21 protein-coding genes are annotated in these 24,949 nt (G+C 71.6%); 17 read left to right on the top strand and 4 right to left on the bottom strand.

Translation table 11 applies throughout. The annotated features are described in order from the left end of the window. Positions 1 to 20: 20 nt before the first annotated feature. Both cysD and cysN read left to right on the top strand, forming a co-directional pair. Positions 21 to 935 (top strand): sulfate adenylyltransferase subunit CysD, encoded by a 915-nt coding sequence (cysD, locus tag ACQP1S_RS04000; protein WP_432903103.1) that lies wholly within the window; start codon positions 21 to 23, stop codon positions 933 to 935. Next, positions 935 to 2,230, top strand: a complete 1,296-nt coding sequence (gene cysN / locus ACQP1S_RS04005; RefSeq protein ID WP_432903106.1) for a sulfate adenylyltransferase subunit CysN — start codon at positions 935 to 937, stop codon at positions 2,228 to 2,230. Before cysD ends, cysN begins: the two co-directional genes overlap by 1 nt. A gap of 271 nt (positions 2,231 to 2,501) precedes the next feature. On the opposite strand, the gene galK is transcribed toward cysN, so the two are convergent. Further along, complete coding sequence (gene galK, locus ACQP1S_RS04010) at positions 2,502 to 3,683, bottom strand: galactokinase (RefSeq protein ID WP_432903108.1); 1,182 nt, start codon at positions 3,681 to 3,683, stop codon at positions 2,502 to 2,504. Next, on the bottom strand, positions 3,680 to 4,609 hold the full coding sequence (gene galE / locus ACQP1S_RS04015) for a UDP-glucose 4-epimerase GalE (protein ID WP_432907767.1): 930 nt from the start codon (positions 4,607 to 4,609) through the stop codon (positions 3,680 to 3,682). Before galE ends, galK begins: the two co-directional genes overlap by 4 nt. A 228-nt stretch (positions 4,610 to 4,837) precedes the next feature. Here galE and ACQP1S_RS04020 point away from each other — a divergent pair, with 228 nt between their 5' ends. The 6 genes from ACQP1S_RS04020 to ACQP1S_RS04045 all read left to right on the top strand — a co-directional run bounded on the left by ACQP1S_RS04020 (position 4,838) and on the right by ACQP1S_RS04045 (position 9,473). Further along, positions 4,838 to 5,851, top strand: a complete 1,014-nt coding sequence (locus tag ACQP1S_RS04020; protein WP_432903110.1) for a hemolysin family protein — start codon at positions 4,838 to 4,840, stop codon at positions 5,849 to 5,851. A 33-nt stretch (positions 5,852 to 5,884) separates the two neighbouring features. Next, the gene (gene trpS / locus ACQP1S_RS04025; protein WP_432903113.1) at positions 5,885 to 6,910 is read left to right on the top strand and encodes a tryptophan--tRNA ligase; all 1,026 of its coding nucleotides are present in this window, start codon (positions 5,885 to 5,887) and stop codon (positions 6,908 to 6,910) included. Positions 6,911 to 6,942: 32 nt separating this feature from the next. Beyond that, the gene (locus tag ACQP1S_RS04030) at positions 6,943 to 7,512 is read left to right on the top strand and encodes a 2'-5' RNA ligase family protein (protein ID WP_091252865.1); all 570 of its coding nucleotides are present in this window, start codon (positions 6,943 to 6,945) and stop codon (positions 7,510 to 7,512) included. Positions 7,513 to 7,669: 157 nt separating this feature from the next. After that, positions 7,670 to 8,581, top strand: a complete 912-nt coding sequence (locus ACQP1S_RS04035) for a YihY/virulence factor BrkB family protein (RefSeq protein WP_432907771.1) — start codon at positions 7,670 to 7,672, stop codon at positions 8,579 to 8,581. Beyond that, positions 8,581 to 8,940: a GntR family transcriptional regulator gene (locus ACQP1S_RS04040; protein ID WP_432903115.1), complete on the top strand. Its 360-nt coding sequence runs from the start codon at positions 8,581 to 8,583 to the stop codon at positions 8,938 to 8,940. Before ACQP1S_RS04035 ends, ACQP1S_RS04040 begins: the two co-directional genes overlap by 1 nt. 95 nt (positions 8,941 to 9,035) lie before the next feature. Further along, positions 9,036 to 9,473, top strand: a complete 438-nt coding sequence (locus ACQP1S_RS04045; protein WP_363672269.1) for a hypothetical protein — start codon at positions 9,036 to 9,038, stop codon at positions 9,471 to 9,473. A gap of 216 nt (positions 9,474 to 9,689) precedes the next feature. Here ACQP1S_RS04045 and ACQP1S_RS04050 read toward each other — a convergent pair whose 3' ends face one another. Continuing rightward, the gene (locus ACQP1S_RS04050) at positions 9,690 to 11,324 is read right to left on the bottom strand and encodes a glycoside hydrolase family 13 protein (RefSeq protein ID WP_432903118.1); all 1,635 of its coding nucleotides are present in this window, start codon (positions 11,322 to 11,324) and stop codon (positions 9,690 to 9,692) included. Between the two features lie 254 nt (positions 11,325 to 11,578). Next, positions 11,579 to 12,643: a LacI family DNA-binding transcriptional regulator gene (locus tag ACQP1S_RS04055; protein WP_363672265.1), complete on the bottom strand. Its 1,065-nt coding sequence runs from the start codon at positions 12,641 to 12,643 to the stop codon at positions 11,579 to 11,581. Between the two features lie 205 nt (positions 12,644 to 12,848). Here ACQP1S_RS04055 and ACQP1S_RS04060 point away from each other — a divergent pair, with 205 nt between their 5' ends. From ACQP1S_RS04060 to ACQP1S_RS04100, 9 genes are all read left to right on the top strand, one after another. After that, on the top strand, positions 12,849 to 14,102 hold the full coding sequence (locus ACQP1S_RS04060; protein WP_432903122.1) for a sugar ABC transporter substrate-binding protein: 1,254 nt from the start codon (positions 12,849 to 12,851) through the stop codon (positions 14,100 to 14,102). Next, entirely contained in the window at positions 14,102 to 15,739 is a 1,638-nt protein-coding gene (locus ACQP1S_RS04065) for an ABC transporter permease subunit (protein WP_432903125.1), read from the top strand. Before ACQP1S_RS04060 ends, ACQP1S_RS04065 begins: the two co-directional genes overlap by 1 nt. Further along, the gene (locus ACQP1S_RS04070; protein ID WP_432903128.1) at positions 15,736 to 16,614 is read left to right on the top strand and encodes a sugar ABC transporter permease; all 879 of its coding nucleotides are present in this window, start codon (positions 15,736 to 15,738) and stop codon (positions 16,612 to 16,614) included. Before ACQP1S_RS04065 ends, ACQP1S_RS04070 begins: the two co-directional genes overlap by 4 nt. A 15-nt stretch (positions 16,615 to 16,629) precedes the next feature. Beyond that, positions 16,630 to 18,564 (top strand): glycoside hydrolase family 13 protein, encoded by a 1,935-nt coding sequence (locus ACQP1S_RS04075; RefSeq protein WP_432907773.1) that lies wholly within the window; start codon positions 16,630 to 16,632, stop codon positions 18,562 to 18,564. 76 nt (positions 18,565 to 18,640) lie between these two features. Next, on the top strand, positions 18,641 to 18,982 hold the full coding sequence (locus tag ACQP1S_RS04080; RefSeq protein ID WP_432903131.1) for a hypothetical protein: 342 nt from the start codon (positions 18,641 to 18,643) through the stop codon (positions 18,980 to 18,982). Between the two features lie 262 nt (positions 18,983 to 19,244). Next, positions 19,245 to 20,315: a BMP family lipoprotein gene (locus ACQP1S_RS04085; protein WP_176739192.1), complete on the top strand. Its 1,071-nt coding sequence runs from the start codon at positions 19,245 to 19,247 to the stop codon at positions 20,313 to 20,315. Positions 20,316 to 20,585: 270 nt separating this feature from the next. Continuing rightward, a complete protein-coding gene (locus tag ACQP1S_RS04090; protein WP_432903134.1) occupies positions 20,586 to 22,133 on the top strand; it encodes an ABC transporter ATP-binding protein in 1,548 nt (515 codons plus the stop codon). Positions 22,134 to 22,209: 76 nt separating this feature from the next. Then, positions 22,210 to 23,535 (top strand): ABC transporter permease, encoded by a 1,326-nt coding sequence (locus ACQP1S_RS04095; protein WP_432903137.1) that lies wholly within the window; start codon positions 22,210 to 22,212, stop codon positions 23,533 to 23,535. Positions 23,536 to 23,538: 3 nt separating this feature from the next. Continuing rightward, complete coding sequence (locus ACQP1S_RS04100; RefSeq protein WP_432903140.1) at positions 23,539 to 24,819, top strand: ABC transporter permease; 1,281 nt, start codon at positions 23,539 to 23,541, stop codon at positions 24,817 to 24,819. Positions 24,820 to 24,949: the final 130 nt, after the last annotated feature.

The raw sequence follows: 24,949 nt of genomic DNA on the forward strand, positions 1-24,949 counted from the left end.
GCGCCGATCGAGCCTGTGGCATGACCGCCCCCGGCCGCTTCTACCAGGTCTCCCAGCTCGACGCGCTCGAGGCGGAGAGCATCTTCGTGATGCGTGAGGTGGTTGCCGAGATGGAGCGGCCGGTGCTGCTCTTCTCCGGTGGCAAGGACTCCATCGTGATGCTCCGGTTGGCGCAGAAGGCGTTCGCCCCGGCCAACATCCCGTTCCCGGTGATGCACGTCGACACCGGGCACAACTTCCCCGAGGTGCTCGACTACCGCGACCAGCGGGTCGCCGAGCTGGGTCTGCACCTGATCGTGGCGAGCGTGCCCGACGCCCTGGCCGCCGGGACGGTGCGGGAGTCCGGCGACGGGATGCGTAACCGGATCCAGACGCCGGTGTTGTTGGACGCGGTGGAGAAGCACCGGTTCGACGCGTTGTTCGGTGGGGCGCGGCGGGACGAGGAGAAGGCGCGGGCCAAGGAGCGGGTGTTCTCGTTCCGGGACGAGTTCGGGCAGTGGGATCCGAAGAACCAGCGGCCGGAGCTGTGGTCGTTGTACAACGGCCGGCATCATGCGGGCGAGTCGATCCGGGTGTTCCCGCTGTCCAACTGGACCGAGCTGGACGTGTGGCACTACATCGCCCGGGAGGCGATCCCGCTGCCGTCGATCTACTTCGCCCACGACCGTGAGGTGGTCGAACGCGACGGCATGTTCTACGCCGTGAACGAGTTCTTCCACCCCCGGGCGGGTGAGCAGCCGGTCAAGGCCCGGGTGCGATACCGCACGGTCGGCGACGCCTCCTGCACGGCGGCGGTGCGCTCGGACGCGGACACCGTGGACCGGGTGATCGACGAGGTGGCCGCGACGCGGATCACCGAGCGGGGCGCGACCCGGGGCGACGACCGGGTCAGCGAGGCCGCCATGGAGGACCGTAAGCGGGAGGGCTACTTCTGATGAGCACCGAGACAGTGTCGCCCGAGATCGAGGCCCGGCCGATGGACCTGTTGCGGTTCGCGACCGCCGGGAGCGTGGACGACGGCAAGTCGACCCTGATCGGTCGGCTGCTCTATGACACGAAGTCGTTGTTCACCGACCAGTTGGCGGCGGTGGAGGCGGTCAGCGCGGCCCGGGGTGACGAGTACACCAACCTGGCGTTGCTCACCGACGGTCTGCGGGCCGAGCGGGAGCAGGGCATCACCATCGACGTGGCGTACCGCTACTTCGCCACCCCGAGGCGGAAGTTCATCATCGCCGACACCCCGGGGCACACCCAGTACACCCGCAACATGGTCACCGGCGCGTCCACCGCCGACCTGGCGCTGATCCTGGTGGATGCGCGAAAGGGGCTGGTGGAGCAGTCGCGGCGGCACGCGTTCCTGTGCTCGCTGCTGCGGGTGCCGCACCTGGTGTTGTGCGTCAACAAGATGGACCTCGTCGACTACTCCCAGGAGGTCTTCGAGCAGATCGCCGACGAGTTCACCGCCTTCGCGGCGAAACTCGACGCGCCGGACCTGACGGTGGTGCCGATCTCGGCGCTGCGCGGGGACAACATCGTCACCCGCTCGGAGCACATGCCGTGGTACGAGGGCCCGTCGCTGCTGCACCACCTGGAGCACGTGCACATCGCCTCGGACCGGAACCTGGTCGACGTGCGGTTCCCGGTGCAGTACGTGATCCGCCCGCAGTCGACCACCGTCACCGACTACCGGGGCTACGCCGGTCAGGTCGCCTCCGGCGTGCTCAAACCCGGCGACGAGGTGATGGTGCTCCCGTCCGGCTTCACCAGCCGGATCGCCTCGGTCGAGACCGCCGACGGCCCGGTGGACGAGGCGTTCCCGCCGATGTCGGTGACCGTCCGTCTCGACGACGAGATCGACATCTCGCGCGGCGACATGATCTGCCGCCCGAACAACGCGCCCACCGTCTCCCAGGACATCGAGGCGATGGTCTGCTGGATGGACGAGACCCGCCCACTCCAGGTCGGCGGCAAGTACACGATCAAGCACACCACCCGGACGGCGCGGACGATCGTGCGTGGCCTGTACTACCGCCTCGACATCAACACGCTGCACCGCGACGAGACCGCCAGCGAGTTGCGCCTCAACGAGATCGGCCGGGTCCGGCTGCGCACCACCATCCCGCTGCTGGCCGACGAGTACCGCCGCAACCGCACCACCGGCGGCTTCATCATCATCGACGAGGCCACCAACCGCACCGTAGCCGCCGGCATGATCGTCGACACCGCCTAACCCCCACCCTCCCCCTCCCCCTCGGCGGCCCCCACCCACCGCTCTCTCCCCGTTGATCAAGAGCTTTACGTCAACTTCCACCCACGGAATGACGCAAACCTCTTGATCACCGCACCCCCGCGCCCAGCCGCCCAGCCCGGCTGTGCGGCTCGGTGATCAAGAGGGTTGGGTCGGGATCTGGCGTGGGGATGACGTAAAGCTCTTGATCAACGGGGAGAGAGCGGTGGGGCGGGACGGGGCAGGGGAGGGGGCTGCGGGGCGGGAGCGGGGGTTAGGGGAGGCGGGTGGTGCCGGGGGCGGGGAGGGCGGTGAGGGTGGTGGGGGCGGTGAAGCCGCGCGCGGCGTAGGCGGCCCGGACGGCGGTCGCCACCGCGTCCGAGTGGGCCGCCCCGACCAGGGCGAGGATGCAGCCGCCGAAGCCACCGCCGGTCATCCGGGCACCGAGCGCGCCGGCCGCGAGCGCCGCCTCGACAGCGGTGTCGACCTCGGGGACGGTGATCTCGAAGTCGTCCCGCATCGAGGCGTGCGAGGCGGTCAGCAGCGGCCCGATCTCGGGCACCCGGCCGGCGCGCAGCAACTGGACGGTGTCGCGCACCCGTTGGTTCTCGGTGACCACGTGTCGGACCCGTCGTCGGGTCTCGTCGTCGGGTAGGCGGTCCAGGGCGGCATCGAGGTCGGCGACCGGCACGTCCCGCAGGGCCGGCACCCCGAGCAGGTCGGCGGCCCGCTCGCAGGCGGCGCGACGGGAGGCGTACTCGCCGTCGGCGTGCCGGTGCGGGGCGCGGCTGTCGATCACCAGGATGGCCAGGCCGGCGGCGTCCAGGTCGAACGGGATGTGTTCGACGGACTCGTCACGGCAGTCGAGGAAGAGGGCGTGGCCGGCGCGGCAGCGGAGCACCGCGGACTGGTCCATGATGCCGGTCGGTGCGCCGACGTAGCCGTTCTCGGCGCGTTGGGCCAGCCGGGGGCGGTGCGCGGCGGGCAGGTCCAGCCCGCCCAGGTCGGCCAGGGCGGTGAGCACCGCCGCCTCCAGTGCCGCCGAGGAGGAGAGCCCGGAGCCGAGCGGCACGTCGGAGGCGATCGCCAGCCGGGCGCCGGGGACGGCGTACCCGGCCTCACGCAGGGCCCACACCACGCCGGCGACGTACCCACCCCAGCCGGTGACCCGGCCGGGGGAGTCGGCCTCGGCGGCACCGAAGTCGACCGGTCGGTCGGCGATCTCCGACCGGACCGTCCAGCGTTCGCCGGGCTGCGGGCCGGCGGCGACCACGGTACGCAGCGGCAGGGCGAAGGGGAGCACGAAGCCGTCGTTGTAGTCGGTGTGCTCGCCGATCAGGTTGACCCGTCCGGGTGCCGCCCAGCGGCCCGCCGGCTGCGCGTCGTACCCCCGGGAGAAGCCGGCGGTGGCGCGGTCGGCGACGTCGGGTGCGGCGGCGGGCCGTCCCGGCGTCACGACTGGCCCAGGACGTGCGTGCGGTAGAAGGCCCAGGCGTCGCCCACCATGTCGGCCAGGGTGGGCTTCTCGGGCACCCAGCCCAGTTCCTGTCGGGCCAGCGCCGAGGAGGCGACGAGTTCGGCCGGGTCGCCGTCGCGGCGGGGCGCGATCTCGACGGGCAGCGGGTGACCGGTGACCTCGCGGACCACGTCGACGACCTGCCGGTTGGTGAAGCCGCTGCCGTTGCCGAGGTTGTAGATGCGGTGCCGTCCGGGCACGGCGGCGGTGAGCGCCAGCAGGTGGGCGCGGGCCAGGTCCTCGACGTGGATGTAGTCGCGCACGCAGGTGCCGTCGACGGTGGGGTAGTCGTCGCCGAAGAGTTGGAGTTTCTCCCGCCGGCCGGCGGCGACGTCCAGGGCGATGGGGATGAGGTGCGTCTCCGGGTCGTGCCGTTCGCCGATGGCGAGGCCGTCGCGCAGGTACGCCCCGGCGACGTTGAAGTAGCGCAGCGAGACGGCGGCCAGGTCGTGCGCGGTCGCCTCGGAGGTGAGCACCAGGTCGACGGCGAGCTTGGTGGCCCCGTACGTGTTGGTGGGGGCCTTGACGGCGGTCTCCGGGATGGGCAGTTCGACCGGGTTGCCGTAGACGGCGGCGGTGGAGGAGAAGACCATGCGTGGCACCCGGGCGGCCCGGACGGCGTCGATCAGCGCGATGGAGCTGACCGTGTTGGCGTGCCAGTAGCGCTCGGGGTGGACCATCGACTCACCGGCGGCGATCAGCGCGGCGAAGTGCAGCACCGCGTCGTAGCCGGCGTCGGGGGTGAGCACCTGGGCGGCCTCGTGCACCGGCAGGTCGACGTGGGTGGCGTCGGGGGCCAACGCCGCCCGGTGGCCGGTGCGCAGGTCGTCCAGGACGGTCACCCGGTGGCCGGCGTCGAGCAGCATCCGGGTCACCACGCTGCCGATGAACCCGGCGCCGCCGGTGACGAGCAGTTTCACGTCGGTCCTCCTGCCTGGCCGCGCCCGCTGCGGCCGTTCGTGATCACCCTACGGGCGGGTGCTGTCGTCGCGCTGTGCGTCGCGGGGTCGGCGCTATTCCATCACGAACCTCCAAGATTGAACAGATCCGAACATCGCCCACCGTCCGTGGCTGGCGGCCCTACCATCACTTCCATGCGGGAAGCGGGCGGTCCCGGGCCCCGGAGACGCGCCCCGGGGCGGACCCGACGCGCACCCGGACCGATGGCCCGCAGCGTCGCCCGGCTCGTCGTCCGGGCCGCCGACGGCGCCACCCGGCTCGTCACCGGCCTGCTCGGCGCCAGCCCCGCCGCCGGTCGGGAAAGGATCAGCGAGCACGAACTGCGCGACCTGGTCGCCGCGAACACCGTCCTCGACCCCGACGAACGGCGGATCATCGACGAGGTGCTGGTCGCCGGGGCCAGTCTGGTCCGCGAGGTGATGATGCCCCGGACCGAGGTGGTCTTCCTCGCCGCCGACCTGACCCTGGCCGAGGCCGAACGGCTGGTCCGGGTCGACCCGCACACCCGCTACCCGGTGGTCGACGGCACCCACGACGACGTGGTCGGCTTCGTCCACCTGCGGGACGTGCTGCTCCGCCCCGACCTGGACCCGGCGACCCCGGTGGGCCGGTTGAGCCGGGAGGTGAAGCGGGTGCCCGGCAGCAAGCGGGTGCTCGCCGCGCTGACCGAGATGCGCCGGGAGGGCCACCACCTCGCCGTGGTGGTCGACGAGTACGGCGGCACCGCCGGCATCGTCACCTGCGAGGACCTGATCGAGGAACTGGTCGGGGAGATCCACGACGAGCACGCCGGCCCACCCGAACCGGCGTCCGCCGGCCTGCCGGCCGTGGTGGACGGTCGGCTCAACCTGGCCGACTTCGCCGAGCGGACCGGGGTGCCACTGCCCGCCGGCCCGTACGAGACGGTCGGTGGGTACGTGATGGCGGCGCTCGGCCGGCTCCCGGTGGCCGGGGACGAGGTCCCGGTCGTCCCGCCGGATGATCCGCCGACGGCGGAGTCGACCGACGGTTGGCTGTTGCGGGTGCTCGCCCTCGACGGGCGTCGGGTGTCCCGGGTCGCGGTCTCCGCCGCCCGCCTGCCGGAGCCGCGACGCGAGGTCACCGCCCCGGCGGGATCTGCGGCGAGTCGACCCGCCGGCCCGTCATGACGTACGCCGGTGGTTACTGACAGAATTGCCGGCATGTCCGACGCTCCCGCCCGCCCCCGCGTCTTCTCCGGCATCCAGCCGACGGCCGACTCGTTCCACCTCGGCAACTACCTGGGCGCGGTGCGGCACTGGGTGGCGTTGCAGGACACCCACGAGGCGTTCTACTGCGTGGTCGACCTGCATGCGATCACCGCCGGGCACGATCCGGCGGTGCTGCGGCAGCGCACCCGGGTGGCCGCCGCGCAGCTCTTCGCGGTCGGCATCGATCCGGAGCGCAGCGCCCTGTTCGTCCAGTCGCAGGTGCCCGAGCACGCGCAGCTGGCCTGGGTGTTGGGCTGCATCACCGGGTTCGGTGAGGCGAGCCGGATGACCCAGTTCAAGGACAAGTCGCAGAAGCAGGGCAGCGACCGGTCCAGCGTCGGCCTGTTCACGTACCCGATCCTCCAGGCCGCTGACATTCTGCTCTATCAGGCCGACGTGGTGCCGGTCGGCGAGGACCAGCGGCAGCACCTGGAGCTCTCCCGGGACCTGGCCCAGCGGTTCAACTCGCTGTTCGGGCCGACCTTCACGGTGCCCGCCCCGCACATCGTCAAGGACACTGCCAAGATCACGGATCTTCAGGAGCCGACGGCGAAGATGTCGAAGTCGTCGTCCTCGCCGACCGGCATCATCGACCTGTTGGAGGATCCCGCCCGCTCGGCCAAGAAGATCCGCTCGGCGGTGACCGACACCGGCCGGGAGATCGTCTTCGACACCGAGACCAAGCCCGGGGTGTCCAACCTGCTCACCATCCACTCCGCGCTCTCCGGCCGGAGCATCGACGACCTGGTGGCCGCGTACGCGGGCCGGGGGTACGGCGATCTCAAGAAGGAGTTGGGCGAGGTGGTCCGCGAGTTCGTCGCCCCGATCCAGGAGCGCACCCGCAGCTACCTCGACGACCCCGCGCAGCTCGACAAGCTGCTCGCCGCCGGCGCGGAGAAGGCCCGGGAGGTCACCGTGCCGACGCTGCGCACAGCGTACGAGCGGGTCGGGTTCCTTGCGCCGGTCCGCTTCGAGTAGTCGTGGGCGGGGCGGCGGTGCGGGTCGAGACGATGGCCGGAGGGGTGGCGCGGAGCGTGGATCGCAGGGACGAGGTTCCGGTGGCCGGCGACACCATCCAGATCGGGATCGCGGTGGACATCCCCGAGCCGTGGGGTGAGCTGCTCACCCGACGGCGGGCGCAGACGGGTGACCCGCAGGTCGTCCCGGCGCACGTGACCCTGCTCGGCCCGACCGAGATCCCGGTGGCCGCGCTGGGGGCGGTCGAGGCGCACCTGGCCGAGGTGGCCGCCACCCACCTGCCGTTCACCCTGCACCTGCGGGGGACCGGCACGTTCCGGCCGGTGACCCAGGTGGTCTTCGTCGCGGTGGCGGCCGGGATCAGCGAGTGCGAGCTGCTCGCCGCCGCCATCAACGCCGCGCCCCACCTGCACCGGGAGCTGCGCTTCCCGTACCACCCGCACGTCACCGTGGCCCAGGACGTCGCCCCCGAGGCGCTGGACCGGGCGTACGAGGATCTCGCCGACTTCTCGGCGATGTTCGAGGTGGAGGCGTTCACCCTGTTCTCGCACAGCGGTCAGACCCGGTGGCAGCCGCGCCGGGACTTCCGGCTCGGCGGCTGACCCGCGCCGCCGGTGACCGGTCGGAGCGCCCGTGCGGGCGGCACCCCCACCCGCCGGTGGCCGGCACCCCCTCCCGCCGGCAGCCGGTTGACCGGCCCGGTGACGACAGATCGGCGAAGATGACGTGGTGGACGCGTGGGGCCGGTGGACGGCCGGCATGGACCGCCGGTTCACCGCGGCCCGGAGCCGGTGGCCCCGGCTCGACCATGTTTGGCGGGCGGTGGACCTCTACAACGAGGTGCTGGCCGGTCGGTTGGCCGCCGCCATCGCCTACTACGGCTTCTTTGCGGTCTTCGCCCTCGCCCTGGTCGCGTACTCGGTCTTCGGGGCCATCCTGGAGGACAACGACGAGGTCTCCGACGCGGCCGCGGAGTTCCTGCGGGACAACCTGCCCTTCCTCGACCCCCAGCAGATCGCCGAGAGCAGCAACGCGGTCGGGGTGGTGGGCCTGGTCATCCTGGGCTTCACCGGGATCGGCTGGGTGGAGGCGATCCGGTCGTCGCAGCGGCTGATGTACGGCTTCAACCAGCAGCCGGGCAACCTGGTGGTGCGCCAGTTGGTGGATCTGGGGGTGCTGCTGCTGGTCTTCGTCATGCTGGGCATCTCGGTGGCGGCCGTGGACGCGCTGGAGTCGGTGCTGCGCTTCCTGCTGCGGGCCACCGGGTCGGTGGGGCTGACCACCATCAGCGCCGTGCTCAGCGTGCTGGTCAACGCGGTGCTGGCCACGGCGTTGCTGGTGGCGGTGCCCCGGCTGCGGATGAGCCGGCGACGACTGCGCCCGGTGGTGCTCCTGGTCGCGGTCGGGATCACCCTGCTCAACACGGTCGGCCGGTTCTACATCGTGCGGACCGAGCGGAACCCGGCGTACGCCGTGGTGACCGGTGCGGTGGCCGTGCTGCTCTACCTCTACCTGCTCAACCAGCTGGTGCTCTTCGGTGCCGCGCTCGCCGCCACCAGCCGGCACGGCCGGGTCGTCGACCTCTCCGAGGGCGCGGTGATGAGGCAGGTCAACGTCGAGGCCGACATCGACGAGGAGACCGATCCGGGTACGCCGGGAGGAGCGGGCTGATGCCGATCGAGATCGATCCGGGTTCGGCGGTGCCCCCGTACGCGCAGGTGCGTGCGCAGCTCGCCGCGATGATCGGGGACGGCCGGCTGGCGGTGGGCACCCGGCTGGCTCCGGTGCGGCAGTTCGCCGCCGAGCTGGGGCTGGCGGTGAACACGGTGGCCCGCGCCTACCGGGAGCTGGAGGCGGCCGGGCTGTTGGAGACCCGGGGCCGGCACGGCAGCTTCGTCGCCCCGGGGCGGGACGACGCGGCGGACCGGTTGCAGCGGGCGGCCACCCGGTACGCCGAGGAGGCAGCCCGGCTGGGGGTGCCACCCGACCGGGCGCTGGCCCTGGTCCGCGCCGCCCTGGACGTCCTCTGACGACAGCTCCCGGTAGCGGGGGCCGACAGTCGTGGAAAAAGATGAATGCGGCAAATGCCGCCGCGAGTGCCGGTCGGACCGGCCATGATGAGCCGGTGGGCGCACTCGTGACGCTGGACCTGCCGGACGACTCGCCGATCCTCAGCCTGCCGTGGATCATCACGGTCGGCCCGCTCGGCGATCCGGCGGAGTGGGAGCCGGTGGTCTGCGGCCCGTACGAGCGCCCGCACGCGTTGGCCCTGGCCGAGGCGGTGGTGGCCGACGAGCAGTTGCTGGCGGTGGTCGAGCCGCTGTTGCCGGCGCTGTCGGCCGAGGAGATCCGGGGCGAGATCGCCGCATCGCAGCTCGCCGCCGAGGACGAGGAGGCCCGGATCGAGGCGGCCGACCTCTACGGCGACTTCGACGACGTCCTCGACGAGCAGGAGGAGCCGGCGGCCGCCGTGGCGGACCGGCCGGAGCCACCGCCCGTACCGACCGAGGCGGAGGTGCGGGCGGGCTTCGGGCGGATCGCCGGGCTGCTGCGCGGGCGGTGACGGCTCCATCGGCCGGCAACCGCCCGGATAGTCGTCGTCGACCGGTGCCGGCCACCGACGGTGCCGACGCGGTACGCGATGGAGCGCCGGCGTCCCGGGAAGCGGACTCCCCGGGACGCCGGTGCCACCTCACCCCCCACCACAAGGGGTCGGCAGCCCAGTCGCCCGTCGGCGCGGGGCACAACGGACGACCAGGTCAATGGCGGGTTACCCGGCTCAACGCCGTTCGAACCACGCGGCGGCGTCCACCGGCAGGACGTGTCCGGTGTCCTGCGCGGTGAGGTCCGCGCTGGCCACCACGGGCCGGCCGTACCCGTCGATCCGGACCGGGGCGCCGCTGAGGTTGACCACGCAGGTCAGCACGGCGTCGTCGGCGCAGCGGTGGAACGCCAGCACGCCGGGCCCGGTCTCCAGCCAGACCACCGGGCCGGCGGTGGCGGCCAGCGCCGGGTGCTCGTGCCGGGCCCGCAGCGCCGCCCGGTACAGCTCCAGCGTCGAGCCGGGCGTCCCGGTCTGGGCGGCCACCGAGAGGGCCCGCCAGGTTGTCGGGGCCGGCAGCCAGCTCAGCGCGCTGCCCTCCGGACCGAAGCCGTACGGGGCCAGCTCGCCGCTCCACGGGATGGGCACCCGGCAGCCGTCGCGGCTCTCCCCGGTACGCAGGAACGCCGGGTCCTGGCGGAGCGCGTCGGGCAGGTCCAGCACCTCGGGAAGACCCAGCTCCTCGCCCTGGTAGAGGTAGGCGGAGCCGGGCAGGGCCAGCATCAGCAGGGCGGCGGCGCGGGCCCGGCGCAGGCCGATCTCGCCGTCGCCGTACCGGGTGACGTGCCGCTGCCGGTCGTGGTTGGACAGCACCCAGGTGGTCGGCGCGCCGACGATCGTCGACTCGGCCAGCGCGGTGTCGATCACCTTGCGGAACGAGTCGGCCGACCAGGTGGCGTCGAGGAAGTCGAAGCTGAACGCCTGGTGCAGCTCGTCCGGGCCGATGTAGCGGGCCAGCCGTTGCGGGGTCTCCGCCCACGCCTCGGCGACCGCCATCCGGCCACCGGGGTAGCTGTCCAGGATCGGCCGCCAGGCCCGGTAGATCTCGTGCACCTCGTCCTGGTCGAAGTAGGGCAGCCGGCCCTTGCCGAGCAGCTCCGACTGACGCCGGCCGGTGGTCATCGAGCTGAAGCCGACGTCCGGCAGCCCCTCCGCCTTGATCATGCCGTGGGCGACGTCGATCCGGAATCCGTCGACGCCCCGGTCGAGCCAGAAGCGGAGGACATCCTCGAACTCGGCGCGCACCTGCGGGTGCCGCCAGTTCAGGTCCGGCTGGGCCGGGTCGAACAGGTGCAGGTACCACTGGCCGTCCGGTAGCCGGGTCCAGGCGGGGCCGCCGAAGATGCTCTCCCAGTCGTTCGGCGGCAGCTCGCCGTGCGCGCCCTGGCCGTCGGCGAAGAGGTAACGCGCCCGCTCCGGGGAGCCGGGGCCGGCGGCGAGGGCGGCGGTGAACCACGGGTGCGCGCTGGAGGTGTGGTTCGGCACCAGGTCCACGATGATCCGCAGGCCCAGCGCGTGCGCGTCGGTGATCATGGCGTCGAAGTCGGCGAGGTCGCCGAAGAGCGGGTCGACGTCCCGGTAGTCGGACACGTCGTAGCCGGCGTCGATCTGCGGCGAGGTGTAGAACGGGGTCAGCCAGAGCGCGTCCACGCCGAGGTCACGCAGGTAGGGCAGCCGCTGCCGGATGCCCTGGAGGTCGCCGACACCGTCGCCGTCGGAGTCGGCGAAGCTGCGGACGTACACCTGGTAGACGACCGCGGAGCGCCACCAGTCGTCGTCGGAGGTCAGCGGCGTGGGGTCGGCGGCGGTCATCGGCGGAGATCCCCGTTCTGTGGCGGGACGGCGGTGCCCGCGCGGCGGTGGGCGACGGACGCGGGTGTGGAGAGAATGCCGGCCGAACGCTGCAAGAGTCAAGCAGGGATTGCGCAAGAAATGACGTCCGTCACCCTGCGGCCGGGGGGCTTGCTGCACACTCGTCCCGGCAGCCGGGAGGTGGACCCGCCGGCGGAGCGCCGCGTCCGCCCGACCCGACGGCGGGTCGACAGCGGGTCGGTCAGGCGGGCGGGTCAGGCGGGGACGGCGAGGGCGGGGGGTGCCGGGCGGGACCGGCCGGGGCCGGCCTGGCGTACCACCGCGGTCGACCCGCGTACCACCAGCTCCGGGCGGAACAGGTATTCCGAGTGCGGGGCGGCGTGCCCGTTGATCTCGTCGACCAGGGCCCGGACCGCCGCCACCGCCATCGCGGCCACCGGCTGCCGCATGGTGGTCAGCGGCGGATCGGTGAAGGCCATCAGCGGCGAGTCGTCGTAGCCGACCACCGACAGCTCACCGGGGACGGACAGCCCGCGCTGCCGGCCGGCCCGGACCGCGCCCAACGCCATCAGGTCGGAGCCGCAGACGATGCCGGTGACCCCGCGCTCGATCAGTCGACCGGCGGCGGCCTCGCCGCCCTCGACGCCGAACAGGGACAGCTCGGCGAGCGCGTCCAGCTCGCTGCCGGTGGAGCCCAGCCGGGTCATCGCGGCCCGGAAGCCGGCCACCCGACGCTGCACCGGCACGAACCGGTCCGGCCCGGTGATCAGGCCGATCTGCCGGTGCCCGAGCGCGACCAGGTGCGCCACGGCCAGCTCGGTGGCCTCCCGGTCGTCGCAGGAGACGAAGGGCGCGGCGATGCCCGGGGCGTACCCGTTGATCATGACGACCGGGAGCGGCCGGGCGATCAGCGCGCGGTACCGGTCGTGGTTGGCCGCCGTGTCGGCGTGCAGGCCGGAGACGAAGACGATCCCGGAGACCTGCCGGTCGAGCAGCATCTCCACGTACTCGTCCTCGGTGACCCCACCCGGGGTCTGGGTGCACAGCACCGGGGTGAAGCCGCTCTGCGCCAGGGTCGACTCGATCACCTGGGCGAACGCCGGGAAGATCGGATTCTCCAGCTCCGGCACCACCAACCCGACCAGCCCGGCGCTGCGTTTGCGCAGCCGGGCCGGGCGCTCGTAGCCGAGCACGTCGAGGGCGGTCAGGACGGCCTGCCGGGTCTCGGGGGCCACGCCGGGGCGGTCGTTGAGCACCCGCGACACCGTGGCCTCGCTGACTTCGGCCTGTTGGGCGATGTCGGACAGTCGAGCGCGCATGGCGGAACTTTAACCCAAAGGCAAGTTCTTGCGTGTGCTTCTGCAAGCCCTTCCATAATCTGCAACCTCTTGCTAACGTCCCGGCAACACGCGACAGCAGCGGCGCGGCCTGCCCGGCGCCGGTTGGCAAGAACTTTCAGAGTTTCCTACGGCGAGGCCGCCCTTCCCCCCGGCGGTCGGCTTCGCCATGACGACAGGAGTACCGATGCGCATCCGTACCGCGGGTGTGGTCACCGTCCTCGGCCTGGCGCTCGCCGCGTCGGGCTGCGGCGGCGGCACCAGCAACGATGAACCGGCCGCCAAGGCGACCTCCCAGGCGGCGGGCGGCAAGCTCGTCATCTGGGCGGACGACAAGCGGACCGCGGCGCTCAAGCCGTTCGCCGAGAAGTTCGGCCAGGCCAACGGGGTCACCGTCGAGGTGCAGGCCGTCTCCAAGGACCTCCAGACGAACTTCGTCACCGCCTCCCAGCAGGGCAGCGGCCCGGACGTCGTGGTCGGCGCGCACGACTGGATCGGCAACCTGGTCCAGAACGGCGCCATCGACCCGGTGCAGCTCGCCGCCGCGCAGAAGTCCAGCTTCAACGAGACCGCGATCAAGGCGGTGACCTTCAACGGTCAGCTCTACGGCGTCCCCTACGCCACCGAGAACATCGCGCTGATCCGCAACACCGCGCTGGCCCCCGAGGCACCGAAGACGATCGAGGACCTGGTCGCCACCGGCAAGAAGCTCAAGGCCGAGAAGAAGGCCAGCGAGATCCTCTGCCTCCAGTCCGGCCAGAACGGCGACGCCTACCACATCTACCCGCTGTACACCTCGGCCGGCGGCTACCTGTTCGGCACCGCCGCCAACGGCGACTACGACCCGAAGGACCTCGGCGTGGGCAAGCCGGAGTCGATCGAGGCGTTCAAGAAGATCGGCAAGCTCGGGGAGAAGGGCGACGGCGCACTGAAGCGCTCCATCACCGGCGAGAACTCGATCGCCACCTTCACCGGCAAGAAGTGCGCCTTCCTGGTCTCCGGCCCGTGGGCGGTCGCCGACGCCAAGAAGGCCGGCATCGCCTACGACATCTCCCCGGTCCCCGGGTTCGCCGGTGGCAAGCAGGCCCAGCCGTTCGTCGGTGTCCAGGCGTTCTACGTGGCCGCCAAGGGCAAGAACAAGGCGCTGGCCCAGGAGTTCGTCACCAACTACGTCACCACGCCCGAGCTGGCCGTGGCGCTCTACCAGGCCGAGCCGCGTCCGCCGGCGCTGACCGCCGCGTTCGACCAGGTGAAGGGCACCGACCCGGACCTGGCCAAGTTCTCCGAGGCGGGCAGGAACGGCCAGGTGCTCCCGGCGATCCCGGCGATGGCCGCGATCTGGGACCCGTTCGGCAAGGCGGAGGCCGCCGTCATCGGTGGCGCCGACCCGGCGAAGACCGTCACCGCCGCCGGCAAGACGATCTCCGGTCAGATCAAGTAATGCGCACGCCGTCCGGCCCGGGGTCTGCCCAGCAGGCCCCGGGCCGGGGGCCCGTCCGCTCCGGGCCCCCGGAAACGACCCGTACCGCGCGCCAGCACGCGCCGATCACCGCGACCGGCCTCATCGTCAAGGTGATCCTGCTCGGCCTGGTGGCCGGGATCGCGATCTGGGCGGCCTTCCCGCTCATCGCCGCCAAGCTCTGGGTCGGACTGGCCGTCCTGGTGGTCACCACCGTCGGCCTGGGCTACCTCTACCTCACCCGCCGGCACATCCCGGCCAAGTACCTGGTGCCCGGAACGATCTTCCTGATCGCCTTCCAGGTCTTCCCGGTGCTCTACACCGCGAGCACCGCGTTCACCAACTTCGGCGACGGCCACCGGGGCTCCAAGGACGACGCGATCGTCGCCATCGGCAGCTCCTCGGTCAAGCAGGTCCCCGGCTCCGCCGAGTACACCCTCGCCATCGCCACCACCGGCGACCCGGCCACCGGGCCGCTGGTCTTCCTGGTCACCGACCCGTCGACCGGCACGGTCTCCGCCGGGGACGCCGACGGGCTGCGCCCGCTCGACGCCGCCGACGTGACCGTCACGCCCGCCGGCAAGGTCACCGCCGCCCAGGGCTACACCGTGCTCAACTTCGGCCAGGCCAGCGTCCGCAGCCAGGAGATCACCGACCTGGTCGTGCCGACCCCGGGGGGCGCGCTGCGCTCCAACGGCCTGTCCCGGGCCTACGAGGGCAAGGCTATCCGGGCGTACGACCGCAGCTGTGACTGCATCACCGACAGCGAGACCGGGCGGACCTGGACGGCCGACGGCACGGTCGGCGCCTTCGTCGCGGCCGACGGCGAGCGGCTCGCCCAGGGCTGGCAGGTCGGCGTCGGGCTGAAGAACTTCGCCCGGGTGCTCACCGACCCGAACATCTCCGGCCCGTTCTTCGGCACCCTGCTGTGGAACTTCGCCTTCGCGATCGGCTCCACCGGGTTCACCTTCGGACTCGGCATGGCGATCGCGTTGGCCCTGCACTCGCCCCGGATGCGGGGCACCAACCTCTACCGGGTGTTCCTGATCCTGCCGTACGCCATGCCGTCGTTCGCGATGCTGCTGGTCTGGCGGGACATGTTCAACACCGACTTCGGCCTGATCAACAACCTGTTCGGCCTCGGCGTCGACTGGTTCGGCGAGGCGTGGTCGGCCCGGGTGGCGGTGCTGCTGGTGCAGCTCTGGCTGGGCTACCCGTACATGTTCCTGGTGGCCACCGGTGCGCTCCAGGCCATCCCGAGGGAGTTGACCGAGGCCACCTCGGTCGACGGCGCGTCACCGTGGCAGTCGTTCCGGGCGGTCACCCTGCCGCTGCTGCTGGTGGCGCTCTCGCCGCTGCTGATCGCGTCGTTCGCGTTCAACTTCAACAACATCAACGCGATCTGGTTCACCACCGAGGGCGGCCCGTTCGCGCCGGACAACCCGACCAACGGGGCCACCGACCTGCTGATCACGTACACCTACCGGCTGGCCTTCGGCGCGCAGGGCGCCGAGTTCGGACTGGCCGCCGCAGTGTCGGTCTTCATCTTCGCGATCGTGGCCACGGTCTCGGCGATCAGCTTCCGGCGCACCCGCCAGCAGGAGGAGGTCTACTCGTGACGACCCACCCGAACGCCGCCGGCCGGCGCGGGAGCCGGTGGTTCACCCAGGTCGGTTGGCGGCACGTCGTCGGCGTGCTGGCGGTGGCGTTCAGCCTCTTCCCGATCCTGTTCGTGCTCTCCGCCGCGCTCAACCCGCTCGGCACCCTCTCCTCGACCCAACTCCTGCCGACCGGGGCCTCCCTGGAGAACTTCGGCAACCTGTTCGCGCGGACCGAGTTCGGCAACTGGTTCCTCAACTCGCTGCTCATCGCGGGCGGGGCGAGCTTCGTGTCGATCTTCCTGTCCTCACTGGCGGCGTACGCGTTCTCCCGGATGCGCTTCACCGGCCGGCGGTTCGGGCTGCTGACCCTGCTGCTGATCCAGATGTTCCCGCAGTTCCTGGCGATCGTGGCGATCTTCCTGATCTTCACCCGGGTCACCGACCTGTGGCCGTCGATCGGCTTCAACACCCCGTGGGGACTGCTCCTGCTCTACATGGGCGGCGCGCTGGGCATGAACACCTGGCTGATGAAGGGGTTCTTCGACACCCTGCCGCGCGAGCTGGACGAGTCGGCCACCATGGACGGCGCCAGCCACGCCCAGGTCTTCTTCCGGATCATGTTGCCGCTGGTGGCGCCGATCCTGGCGGTGACCGCGCTGCTGTCGTTCATCGGCACGATCAACGAGTTCATGATCGCCAACGTGTTCCTCACCGACACCGGGTCCAAGACCCTCGCGGTCGGCATGTTCGGCCTGGTGGCGGGGGAGCGGAACAACAACTTCGGGATCTTCGCGGCGGGCACCCTGCTCACCGCGATCCCCACCGTGCTGGTCTTCCAACTCCTCCAGCGCTACATCGTCTCCGGCCTCACCGCCGGGGCTGTCAAGGGATAAGCGGAAGGTCGCATGATGTCCCTGTTGCCGCACCACGACGGCTCGGCGTTGTACGTGCCCGAGCAGGAACCCGCCCTCGGGCAGCGGGTGCCGGTCTTCGTCCGGGTGCCCGAGGGCGCCGACGTCCGGCAGGTGCACGTCCGGACCACGGGGGACGGCGAACCGCGCTTCGTCGAGGCCACCGTCGACCGCCGGGACGGCCACGACGTGTGGTGGCGGGCCGACGTCGAGGTCCGCAACCCGGTCAGCAACTACCGGTTCATGCTCACCGGGACGTCCGGCTACCGCTGGCTGAACGCCGCCGGCCAGGTCGACCACGACGTGCCCGACCACGGCGACTTCAAGCTGGTCAGCCACGCCCCGCCGCCCGCCTGGGCCCGGGATGCGCTGATCTACCAGATCTTCCCCGACCGGTTCGCCCGCTCCGCCGCCGCCGACGGCCGCACCCCGCCGGACTGGGCGATCCCGTGCGACTGGGACACCCCGGTCGTCGGGCGGGGGCCGGAGACCCCGCGCCAGTTCTACGGCGGCGACCTGGACGGCATCACCGAACGGCTGGACCACCTGGAACGGCTCGGCGTCAACACCGTCTACCTGACGCCGATCTTTCCGGCCCGCTCCAACCACCGCTACGACGCGGCCGGCTTCGACACGGTCGACCCGCTGCTCGGCGGGGACGCGGCGCTGGTGCGGCTGGCCGACGCCGTCCGGGCCCGGGGCTGGCGGCTGCTCGGTGACATCACCAGCAACCACACCGGCGACGCGCACGAGTGGTTCACCCGCGCCCTGGCCGACGTCGATGCCCCCGAGCGGGAGTTGTACTACTTCGACGTGACCACCGGCGGCGACGGGGAGCCGGCGTACGAGTCGTGGAACGGGGTGCGGTCGCTACCGAAGCTCAACTGGGGCAGCGCCGAGCTGCGTCGCCGCTTCGCCACTGCCCCGGACTCGCTGCTGCGCCGCTGGCTGCGCCCGCCGTACGGGTTGGACGGCTGGCGGGTCGACGTGGCCAACATGACCGGCCGGCGGGGCGCGGACGCGTACACCCACGAGGTGGCGCGGCTGCTGCGGGAGGTGGTCGCGCAGACCCGGGCCGACGGGCTGCTGCTCGCCGAGCACGGCCACGACCACACGGGCGACCTGGACTCCGACGGCTGGCACGGCACGATGAACTACGTCGGTTTCACCGACCCGGTGTGGTCCTGGCTGCGGCACGAGAACTCCGCACCCGGGGACGCCGCTGTACCCGGGGACGCCTCCGCACCCCGGGACGCCTCCGCACCCCGGCCGGCGTGGGGCGGGGACGGGTCGGTGCCGAACTTCCTCGGGACGCCGGGCGGGGTGCGGCGGCGGGACGCCCACGCGGTGCTCGCCACCATGAACAGCTTCCGGTCGCTGATCTCCTGGCGGTCGTACACCCACTCGTGGCAGTTGCTCGGCTCGCACGACTCGGCCCGGATCCGCACCGTGGTGGGGGACGCCGCCCGGCAGGAGGTGGCGGCCGGGCTGCTCGCCACCATGCCCGGCACCCCGGTCGTCTTCGCCGGGGACGAACTGGGCCTGACCGGCGGCAACGGCGAGGACTCGCGTACCCCGATGCCGTGGCACCGGCCGCAGACCTGGGATGTCGGGATGTTTGCCGCGTACCGGGCGCTGCTGGCGCTGCGTCGGGACACCCCGGCGTTGCGGCACGGCGGGTTGCGCTGGGTGCACGTGGACGCCGACACCCTGGTCTTCCTGCGCGAGGCGACGACCGGCACGGTGCTGGTGCTGGCCCGCCGGGCCGCCGGCCCACCGGTCCGGCTGACCGGCCTGCCGTCCGCCGGGGGTGCCGCGTCCGGTCCGGACGGGGAGAACGTCCACGGGGGCGCTCCGGCCCTGCGTCGCGCCGCCGACGGTGGGATCACCCTCCCCGGCGACGGCCCGACCTTCCAGGTCTGGCGGCTCTGACCGGGGAGATCACGGATTGAACTCAGCCCGCGGGCCAACTACTACAAAGTGTCGTTGATGGGGGAGGATGGCGGGCGTGGAAGCTCTCCGACTGATTCTTCTCTATGTCCATCTGATCGGGTTCGCGCTGCTGCTCGGTGGCGCGGTCGCCCAGTACGTCAGCGGGCGGCTGCGGATCAACGCGGCCATGCTCTGGGGTTCGATGATCCAGTTGCTGACCGGTGTGGGCCTGTCCGCGCCGCTGCGTGACGGCGACGAGCCGGCCCCCGCCAAGCTTGTTACCAAGTTGGTGCTGGCCCTGCTCATCTTCGTCATGGTCTTCTTCTCCCGGAAGCGGGAGCAGGTGGCCCGTGGTCACTTCCTGGCGATCGTCGGGTTGACCCTGGTCACGGCCGCCGTGGCGGTGTTCTGGCGGTAACCGGCGGGGCCGCCGGGAAACCGGCGTTCGCGACACCGGGCCGGTCAGCACTGGCACGCTGAGTGAGGTGCCCCACCCCCGGGTCACGCCGGGATAACGAGCGTTCAACAGTCGTGCACGATTGGCGGCCGGTGGGTGGGCGTGGGGCTACGCTCCCGTCCGTAACGTGGGATGCCGGCGGCACAACGCTTGTCGGTTCAAGGGCTGCCACCGCACGAGGCGGTGTGCAATGGAAGGAGACGTCTTGCGCTCTGTGCGTGGGATGCGGATCGCCTCTGCCATCGCGGCGGGTGGGCTCGTGCTGGGTGCTGCCGCATGTGGCGAGGCGCCGGACGACGACAACAACGCCGGTGGCAGCGGCGACAAGAAGTACAGCGCCTGCATGGTGACCGACGTCGGCGGCATCGACGACAAGTCGTTCAACACCTCGGCCTGGAAGGGCCTGGAGGAGGCCAAGAAGGCCAACGACAAGATCGACATCAAGTACGTCGCATCCAAGGCCGAGGCGGACTACGAGGTCAACCTGACCGGCTACGTCAACCAGAAGTGCGACTTCATCCTGGCCGTCGGTGGCCTGATGCAGGACGCCACCAAGAAGATCGCCGCCGCGAACCCGAACCAGCAGTTCGGCATCGTGGACGCGAACCCGGCCACGGCCAACGTCTACCCGATGCAGTTCGACACCGCCCAGGCCGCCTTCCAGGCCGGCTACCTGGCCGCCGGGATGACCAAGAGCGGCAAGGTCGGCACCTACGGTGGCCTGCCGATCCCGCCGGTGACCATCTTCATGGACGGTTTCGCCGACGGCGTGGCGCACTACAACAAGACCAAGAGCAAGAACGTCCAGGTGCTGGGCTGGGACAAGGCGACCCAGAAGGGTTCCTTCACCAACGACTTCGCCAAGCAGGACGAGGGCAAGAAGGTCTCCGACGCGCTGGTCGCCCAGGGCGCCGACATCGTCATGCCGGTCGCCGGTGGCGCGGGCCTCGGCACCACCTCCGCGGCGAAGGCCTCGGGCGGCAAGTACTCGGTCGTCTGGGTCGACGTCGACGGTTGCGAGAGCACCCCGGACTGCGCGGCGCTGCTGACCACCGTGGTCAAGAACATCCCGGACGCCGTCAAGGACGCCGTGCTCAAGGCCGCCGGTGGCGAGAAGCTCGCCGCCACCCCGGGCTTCGTCGGCAACCTGGCCAACAACGGTGTCTCGATCGCCCCGTACCACGACTTCGACAGCAAGGTCCCGGCGGACCTCAAGGCCGAGGTCGACAAGCTCAAGGCGGACATCGCCGCCGGCACCATCACGGTCACCTCGAAGGCCCAGCCGACCAAGTGACCGCCGCGTCGGCCGCCGCGATGGGATCATCGGCAGCGGAGGTCGGCGGGCACCAGGCATGACGACCGGCCGTCCCGGCGTACGTGGGGGAATCCACGGGCGTCGGGGCGGCCGGTCCGCGCACCGGTCGGCCGGCACCCCGGTGGCCGGTCGACCGGCAGCTAGGCTGCACCATCGCTCGCACTCCAGGAGGTTGCGCTGAGACTCGAACTGCGCGGCATCACCAAGCGGTTCGGTGATCTGGTCGCCAACGATCACATCGACCTGACGGTGGAGCCTGGAGAGATCCATGCCCTGCTCGGCGAGAACGGCGCCGGCAAGTCGACCCTGATGAACGTGCTCTACGGGCTCTACCAGCCCGACGAGGGCGAGATCCTGGTCGACGGCCAGCCGCTGAAGCTCAAGGGCCCCTCCGACGCGATCGCCGCCGGGATCGGCATGGTGCACCAGCACTTCATGCTGGTGCCGGTCTTCACCGTGACCGAGAACATCATGCTCGGTGCCGAGCAGGTCCGGGGCGGCATCGTCGGCTTCCTGGACCGGCGGCGGGCCCGCCGCGAGGTGGCCGAGGTCTCCGCGCGCTACCACCTGCGGGTCGACCCGGACGCGGTGATCGAGGACCTGCCGGTCGGCATCCAGCAGCGGGTCGAGATCGTCAAGGCGCTCACCCGCGACGTCGACCTGCTGATCCTGGACGAGCCGACCGCGGTGCTCACCCCGCAGGAGACCGAGGAGTTGCTCACGGTCATGCGGTCGCTCAAGGCGGCCGGCAAGTCGATCGTCTTCATCACCCACAAGCTCGGCGAGGTCAAGGCCATCGCCGACCGGATCACCGTGATCCGGCGCGGCCGGACCGTCGGCACCGCCTCCCCCGAGGCGAGCCGGGACGAGTTGGCCGCGCTGATGGTCGGCCGCAATGTCCGGCTCACCGTGGACAAGCAGCCCGCCACCCCGGGCCGGCCGATCCTGGAGGTCGCCGGCCTGGTCGTCGACGACGACCGGCAGATCCGCGCGGTGGACGGCATCGACCTGACCGTACGCGCCGGTGAGGTGCTCGGCGTGGCCGGCGTGCAGGGCAACGGGCAGACCGAGCTGATCGAGGCGATCATGGGGCTGCGCCCGACGCTGGCCGGCACGGTGACCCTCGACGGCGAGCCGATCCACGGCTGGTCCACCAAGAAGGTGCTCCGCGCCGGGGTCGGCTACGTCCCCGAGGACCGCAGCGTCGACGGCCTGGTCAAGGAGTTCAGCGTCGCGGAGAACCTGGTCCTCGACATCTACGACCGGCCGCCGTTCGGCAAGGGCCTGGCGCTGCGGCCGGACGCGATCGCCTCCTCCGCACGGGAGCGGATCGCCCAGTTCGACGTGCGTACCCCCTCGGCGGACGCGGCGGTGGGCACCCTCTCCGGCGGCAACCAGCAGAAGGTCATCGTGGCCCGGGAGCTGTCCCGGCCGCTGAAGCTCTTCATCGCCGCCCAGCCCACCCGGGGCGTGGACGTCGGCTCGATCGAGTTCATCCACAGCCGGGTCATCCGCGAGCGCGACGTCGGCACCGCCGTCATGGTCGTCTCCAGCGAGTTGGACGAGGTGATCGGCCTCGCCGACCGGATCGCGGTCATGTACCGGGGCCGGATCATCGGCATCGTCGGCCCGGACACCCCGCGCGAGGAGATCGGCCTGCTGATGGCCGGCATCACCCCCGACGCCCGTGGGTCGGCCCCGGCGGGCGACGCGGCCACCCCGGGTGAGGCGACCGGCGGTACGACCGGCGGCGTGGCACCGGCCCCCGAGAGCCCTGGTAACGAGGACGAGGCATGAGCGAGCGCCAGCGAGTGAATCATCGATCCGGCGCGCTGGTGCCCCGGGCCGGCACCGAGCGCAGCGAGGTGACGGCATGAGCGACCCCTACCCGGTGTCCGGCTCGCCGGACAAGGAACCGGCGACCGAGGCGGAGCTGGCCACGACCGGCAAGGCCGACCGGGGCGCCACGATGACCGCACCGAAGCGGCCCACGCCGGAACCCCGGCCCGCGCTGGGCCGGCTCTTCCTGGACAACCTCTGGGCCGCCAACACGGTGACCGTCACCGTGCTCGCGCTGGTCCTGGCGATGCTGGTCGGCGCGGTCCTGATCATCGTGTCGGACCCGGAGGTGCTGGCCACCTACGGCTACATCACCGCCCGCCCGGCCGACGCGCTCAACGCCAGCTGGACGGTGGTCAGCGAGGCGTACGCCAACCTGTTCAAGGGGGCGGTCTTCGACCCGGAGGCGTCCGGCTTCACCGCCGCGTTGAGCCCGATCTCGGAGACCCTCACCTACACCGCGCCGCTGGCCTTCACCGGCCTGTCGGTGGCGCTCGCCTTCCGGGGTGGCCTGTTCAACATCGGCGCGCAGGGCCAGGCGACGATGGGCGTGATCCTGGCCGCCGTGGCCGGCTTCGCGTTGCCGCTGCCCCCGGTGGTGCACCTGGTCGTCGCGTTGATCGCCGGTGCGGTCGGCGGCGCGGTCTGGGGGTTCATTCCCGGCATCCTCAAGGCCCGGACCGGCGCGCACGAGGTGATCAACACGATCATGCTCAACTACGTCGCGATCTACTTCCTGTCCTGGGTCATCGTGCAGAACGGCGTGCAGAACCCGGGCCGGGCGGACGCGATCAGCCGGCCGGTCGACTCCTCCGCCGCCCTGCCCCGGCTGCTCGGCGACAACCTGCGGGTGCACGCCGGCATCCTGCTCGCGGTGCTGGCCACCTGGGCCATCGCCTGGCTGCTCAACCGGTCGACGCTCGGCTTCGAGCTGCGGGCCGTCGGTGCCAACCCGGACGCGGCGCGGACCGCCGGCATCAGCGTCACCAAGACGTACGTGCTGGTGATGGTGATCGCCGGGATGCTCGCCGGCCTCGGCGGCAGCCAGATGGTGCTCGGCTCGACCGCGAACGCGCTCACCCCGCTGGTGATCGCGCAGATCGGCTTCGACGGCATCCTGGTGGCGCTGCTCGGCCGGGTGAAGCCGTGGGGGGTGCTGCTGGCCGCGCTGCTGTTCGGCGCGCTCCAGGCCGGTGGCAACCGGATGCAGTCGTACTCCGGGATCTCGCTGGAGCTGGTCACCGTGCTCCAGGCGCTGATCGTCATCTTCATCGCCGCGCCGGCCCTGGTGAAGGCGATCTTCCAGCTCCGGGCCGCCCGCGCCGCCCGGTTGCAGACGAGCCTCGCGAAGGGCTGGTGAGGCATGTCCACCACCGCTGTTCCCGACGTCGCCGTGGCGGCGGTCGACGAGGGTTTCTGGACCCGCCCCCGCAAGGTCGGCTTGGTCCTGCTGGCGCTGGGCGTGCTCGCCGCCGTGCTGTTCGGGGCGCTGGCCACCGGCCAGCAGGCCCGCTTCACCCTCAGCGAGACCGAGGGTGGCGCGGCGTTGGAGATCCACGGCACGGTCGGCGCGATCCTGTTCGGGATCGTCGCCGCCGCGGCCGGCGGGGCGCTGCTGGCCGGGGTGCCGAAGCGCTGGTTCACCGTGGTCCTCGGCGTCGGGCTGGTCGCCTTCGTGCTGAGCTTCCTGTGCTGGCAGGTCTCCGCCGCCCCCGAGGGCCGCAACTTCATGCCGATGGTCAACATCGTCCGGGGCACCTTCGTCCTGGCCCTGCCGCTGGTCTTCGGCGCGCTGGCCGGGGTGCTCTGCGAGCGGTCCGGCGTGGTCAACGTCGCCATCGAGGGACAGTTGCTGATGGGCGCGTTCAGCGGCGCGCTCTTCGGCAGCCTCAGCGGCAGCGTCTGGGTGGGGCTGGTGGCGGCGGCGATCGGCGGCGCGTTCATCTCGCTGCTGCTGGCCGTCTTCGCCATCCGCTACCTGGTCGACCAGGTCGTCATGGGGGTGGTGCTCAACCTGCTGGCGGTCGGCGTCACCGGCTTCCTCTACGAGCGGCTGATGCAGACCAACGCGGACAGGTACAACAGTGCGCCGCGCTTCGGCAACTGGGAGATCCCGCTGCTGAAGGACATCCCGCTGCTCGGGCCGGCGCTGTTCCGGGGCAACATCTTCCTCTACCTCGGCCTGCTGCTGGTGCTGATCATCCACCTCGCGCTGTTCCGGACCCGGTGGGGTCTGCGGACCCGGTCGGTGGGTGAGCACCCGACCGCCGCCGACACCCTCGGGGTCAAGGTGCTGGGCCTGCGCTACCGCAACGTGCTGCTGGCCGGGGTGGTCGCCGGCATCGGCGGCGCGTCGTACACCCTGGCGCTCTACAGCTTCACCAAGAACATGATCGGTGGAAAGGGCTTCATCGCCCTGGCCGCGCTGATCTTCGGCCGGTGGAGCCCGACCGGCGCGCTGCTCGCCGCGCTCTTCTTCGGCTTCGCCGACCAGCTCGCCACCTACCTCGGCGCGATCGGCAGCAGCATCCCCAGCCAGTTCCTGGCGATGCTGCCCTACCTGGCGACCATCCTGGCGGTGGCCGGGCTGGTCGGTCGGGTCCGGGCGCCCGCCGCCGACGGCAAGCCGTACATCAAGGGCTGAGAAACCGGCCCGGTGCGGGCCCGGCGGGGACCTCCCTGCCGGGCCCGCACCGTTCCCGGCGGACGCCACCCGGGTACGGCCCGGTGCCGGCGGGTGGTGACCGGCGGGCGGCTGGCCGGCACCCTTCCCG

The organism is Micromonospora matsumotoense (assembly GCF_050951065.1).
Taxonomy (GTDB): domain Bacteria; phylum Actinomycetota; class Actinomycetes; order Mycobacteriales; family Micromonosporaceae; genus Micromonospora; species Micromonospora matsumotoensis.

Coding starts and splice junctions, on each gene's coding strand:
- cysD (WP_432903103.1), top strand. CDS start 21: ATGACCGCCCCCGGCCGCTTCTACCAGGTCTCCCAGCTCGACGCGCTC.
- cysN (WP_432903106.1), top strand. CDS start 935: ATGAGCACCGAGACAGTGTCGCCCGAGATCGAGGCCCGGCCGATGGAC.
- galE (WP_432907767.1), bottom strand. CDS start 4,609: ATGCTGCTCGACGCCGGCCACCGGGTGACCGTCCTGGACGACCTGCGC.
- ACQP1S_RS04020 (WP_432903110.1), top strand. CDS start 4,838: ATGCGGGAAGCGGGCGGTCCCGGGCCCCGGAGACGCGCCCCGGGGCGG.
- trpS (WP_432903113.1), top strand. CDS start 5,885: ATGTCCGACGCTCCCGCCCGCCCCCGCGTCTTCTCCGGCATCCAGCCG.
- ACQP1S_RS04030 (WP_091252865.1), top strand. CDS start 6,943: ATGGCCGGAGGGGTGGCGCGGAGCGTGGATCGCAGGGACGAGGTTCCG.
- ACQP1S_RS04035 (WP_432907771.1), top strand. CDS start 7,670: ATGGACCGCCGGTTCACCGCGGCCCGGAGCCGGTGGCCCCGGCTCGAC.
- ACQP1S_RS04040 (WP_432903115.1), top strand. CDS start 8,581: ATGCCGATCGAGATCGATCCGGGTTCGGCGGTGCCCCCGTACGCGCAG.
- ACQP1S_RS04050 (WP_432903118.1), bottom strand. CDS start 11,324: ATGACCGCCGCCGACCCCACGCCGCTGACCTCCGACGACGACTGGTGG.
- ACQP1S_RS04055 (WP_363672265.1), bottom strand. CDS start 12,643: ATGCGCGCTCGACTGTCCGACATCGCCCAACAGGCCGAAGTCAGCGAG.
- ACQP1S_RS04060 (WP_432903122.1), top strand. CDS start 12,849: ATGCGCATCCGTACCGCGGGTGTGGTCACCGTCCTCGGCCTGGCGCTC.
- ACQP1S_RS04065 (WP_432903125.1), top strand. CDS start 14,102: ATGCGCACGCCGTCCGGCCCGGGGTCTGCCCAGCAGGCCCCGGGCCGG.
- ACQP1S_RS04075 (WP_432907773.1), top strand. CDS start 16,630: ATGTCCCTGTTGCCGCACCACGACGGCTCGGCGTTGTACGTGCCCGAG.
- ACQP1S_RS04085 (WP_176739192.1), top strand. CDS start 19,245: ATGCGGATCGCCTCTGCCATCGCGGCGGGTGGGCTCGTGCTGGGTGCT.
- ACQP1S_RS04095 (WP_432903137.1), top strand. CDS start 22,210: ATGAGCGACCCCTACCCGGTGTCCGGCTCGCCGGACAAGGAACCGGCG.
- ACQP1S_RS04100 (WP_432903140.1), top strand. CDS start 23,539: ATGTCCACCACCGCTGTTCCCGACGTCGCCGTGGCGGCGGTCGACGAG.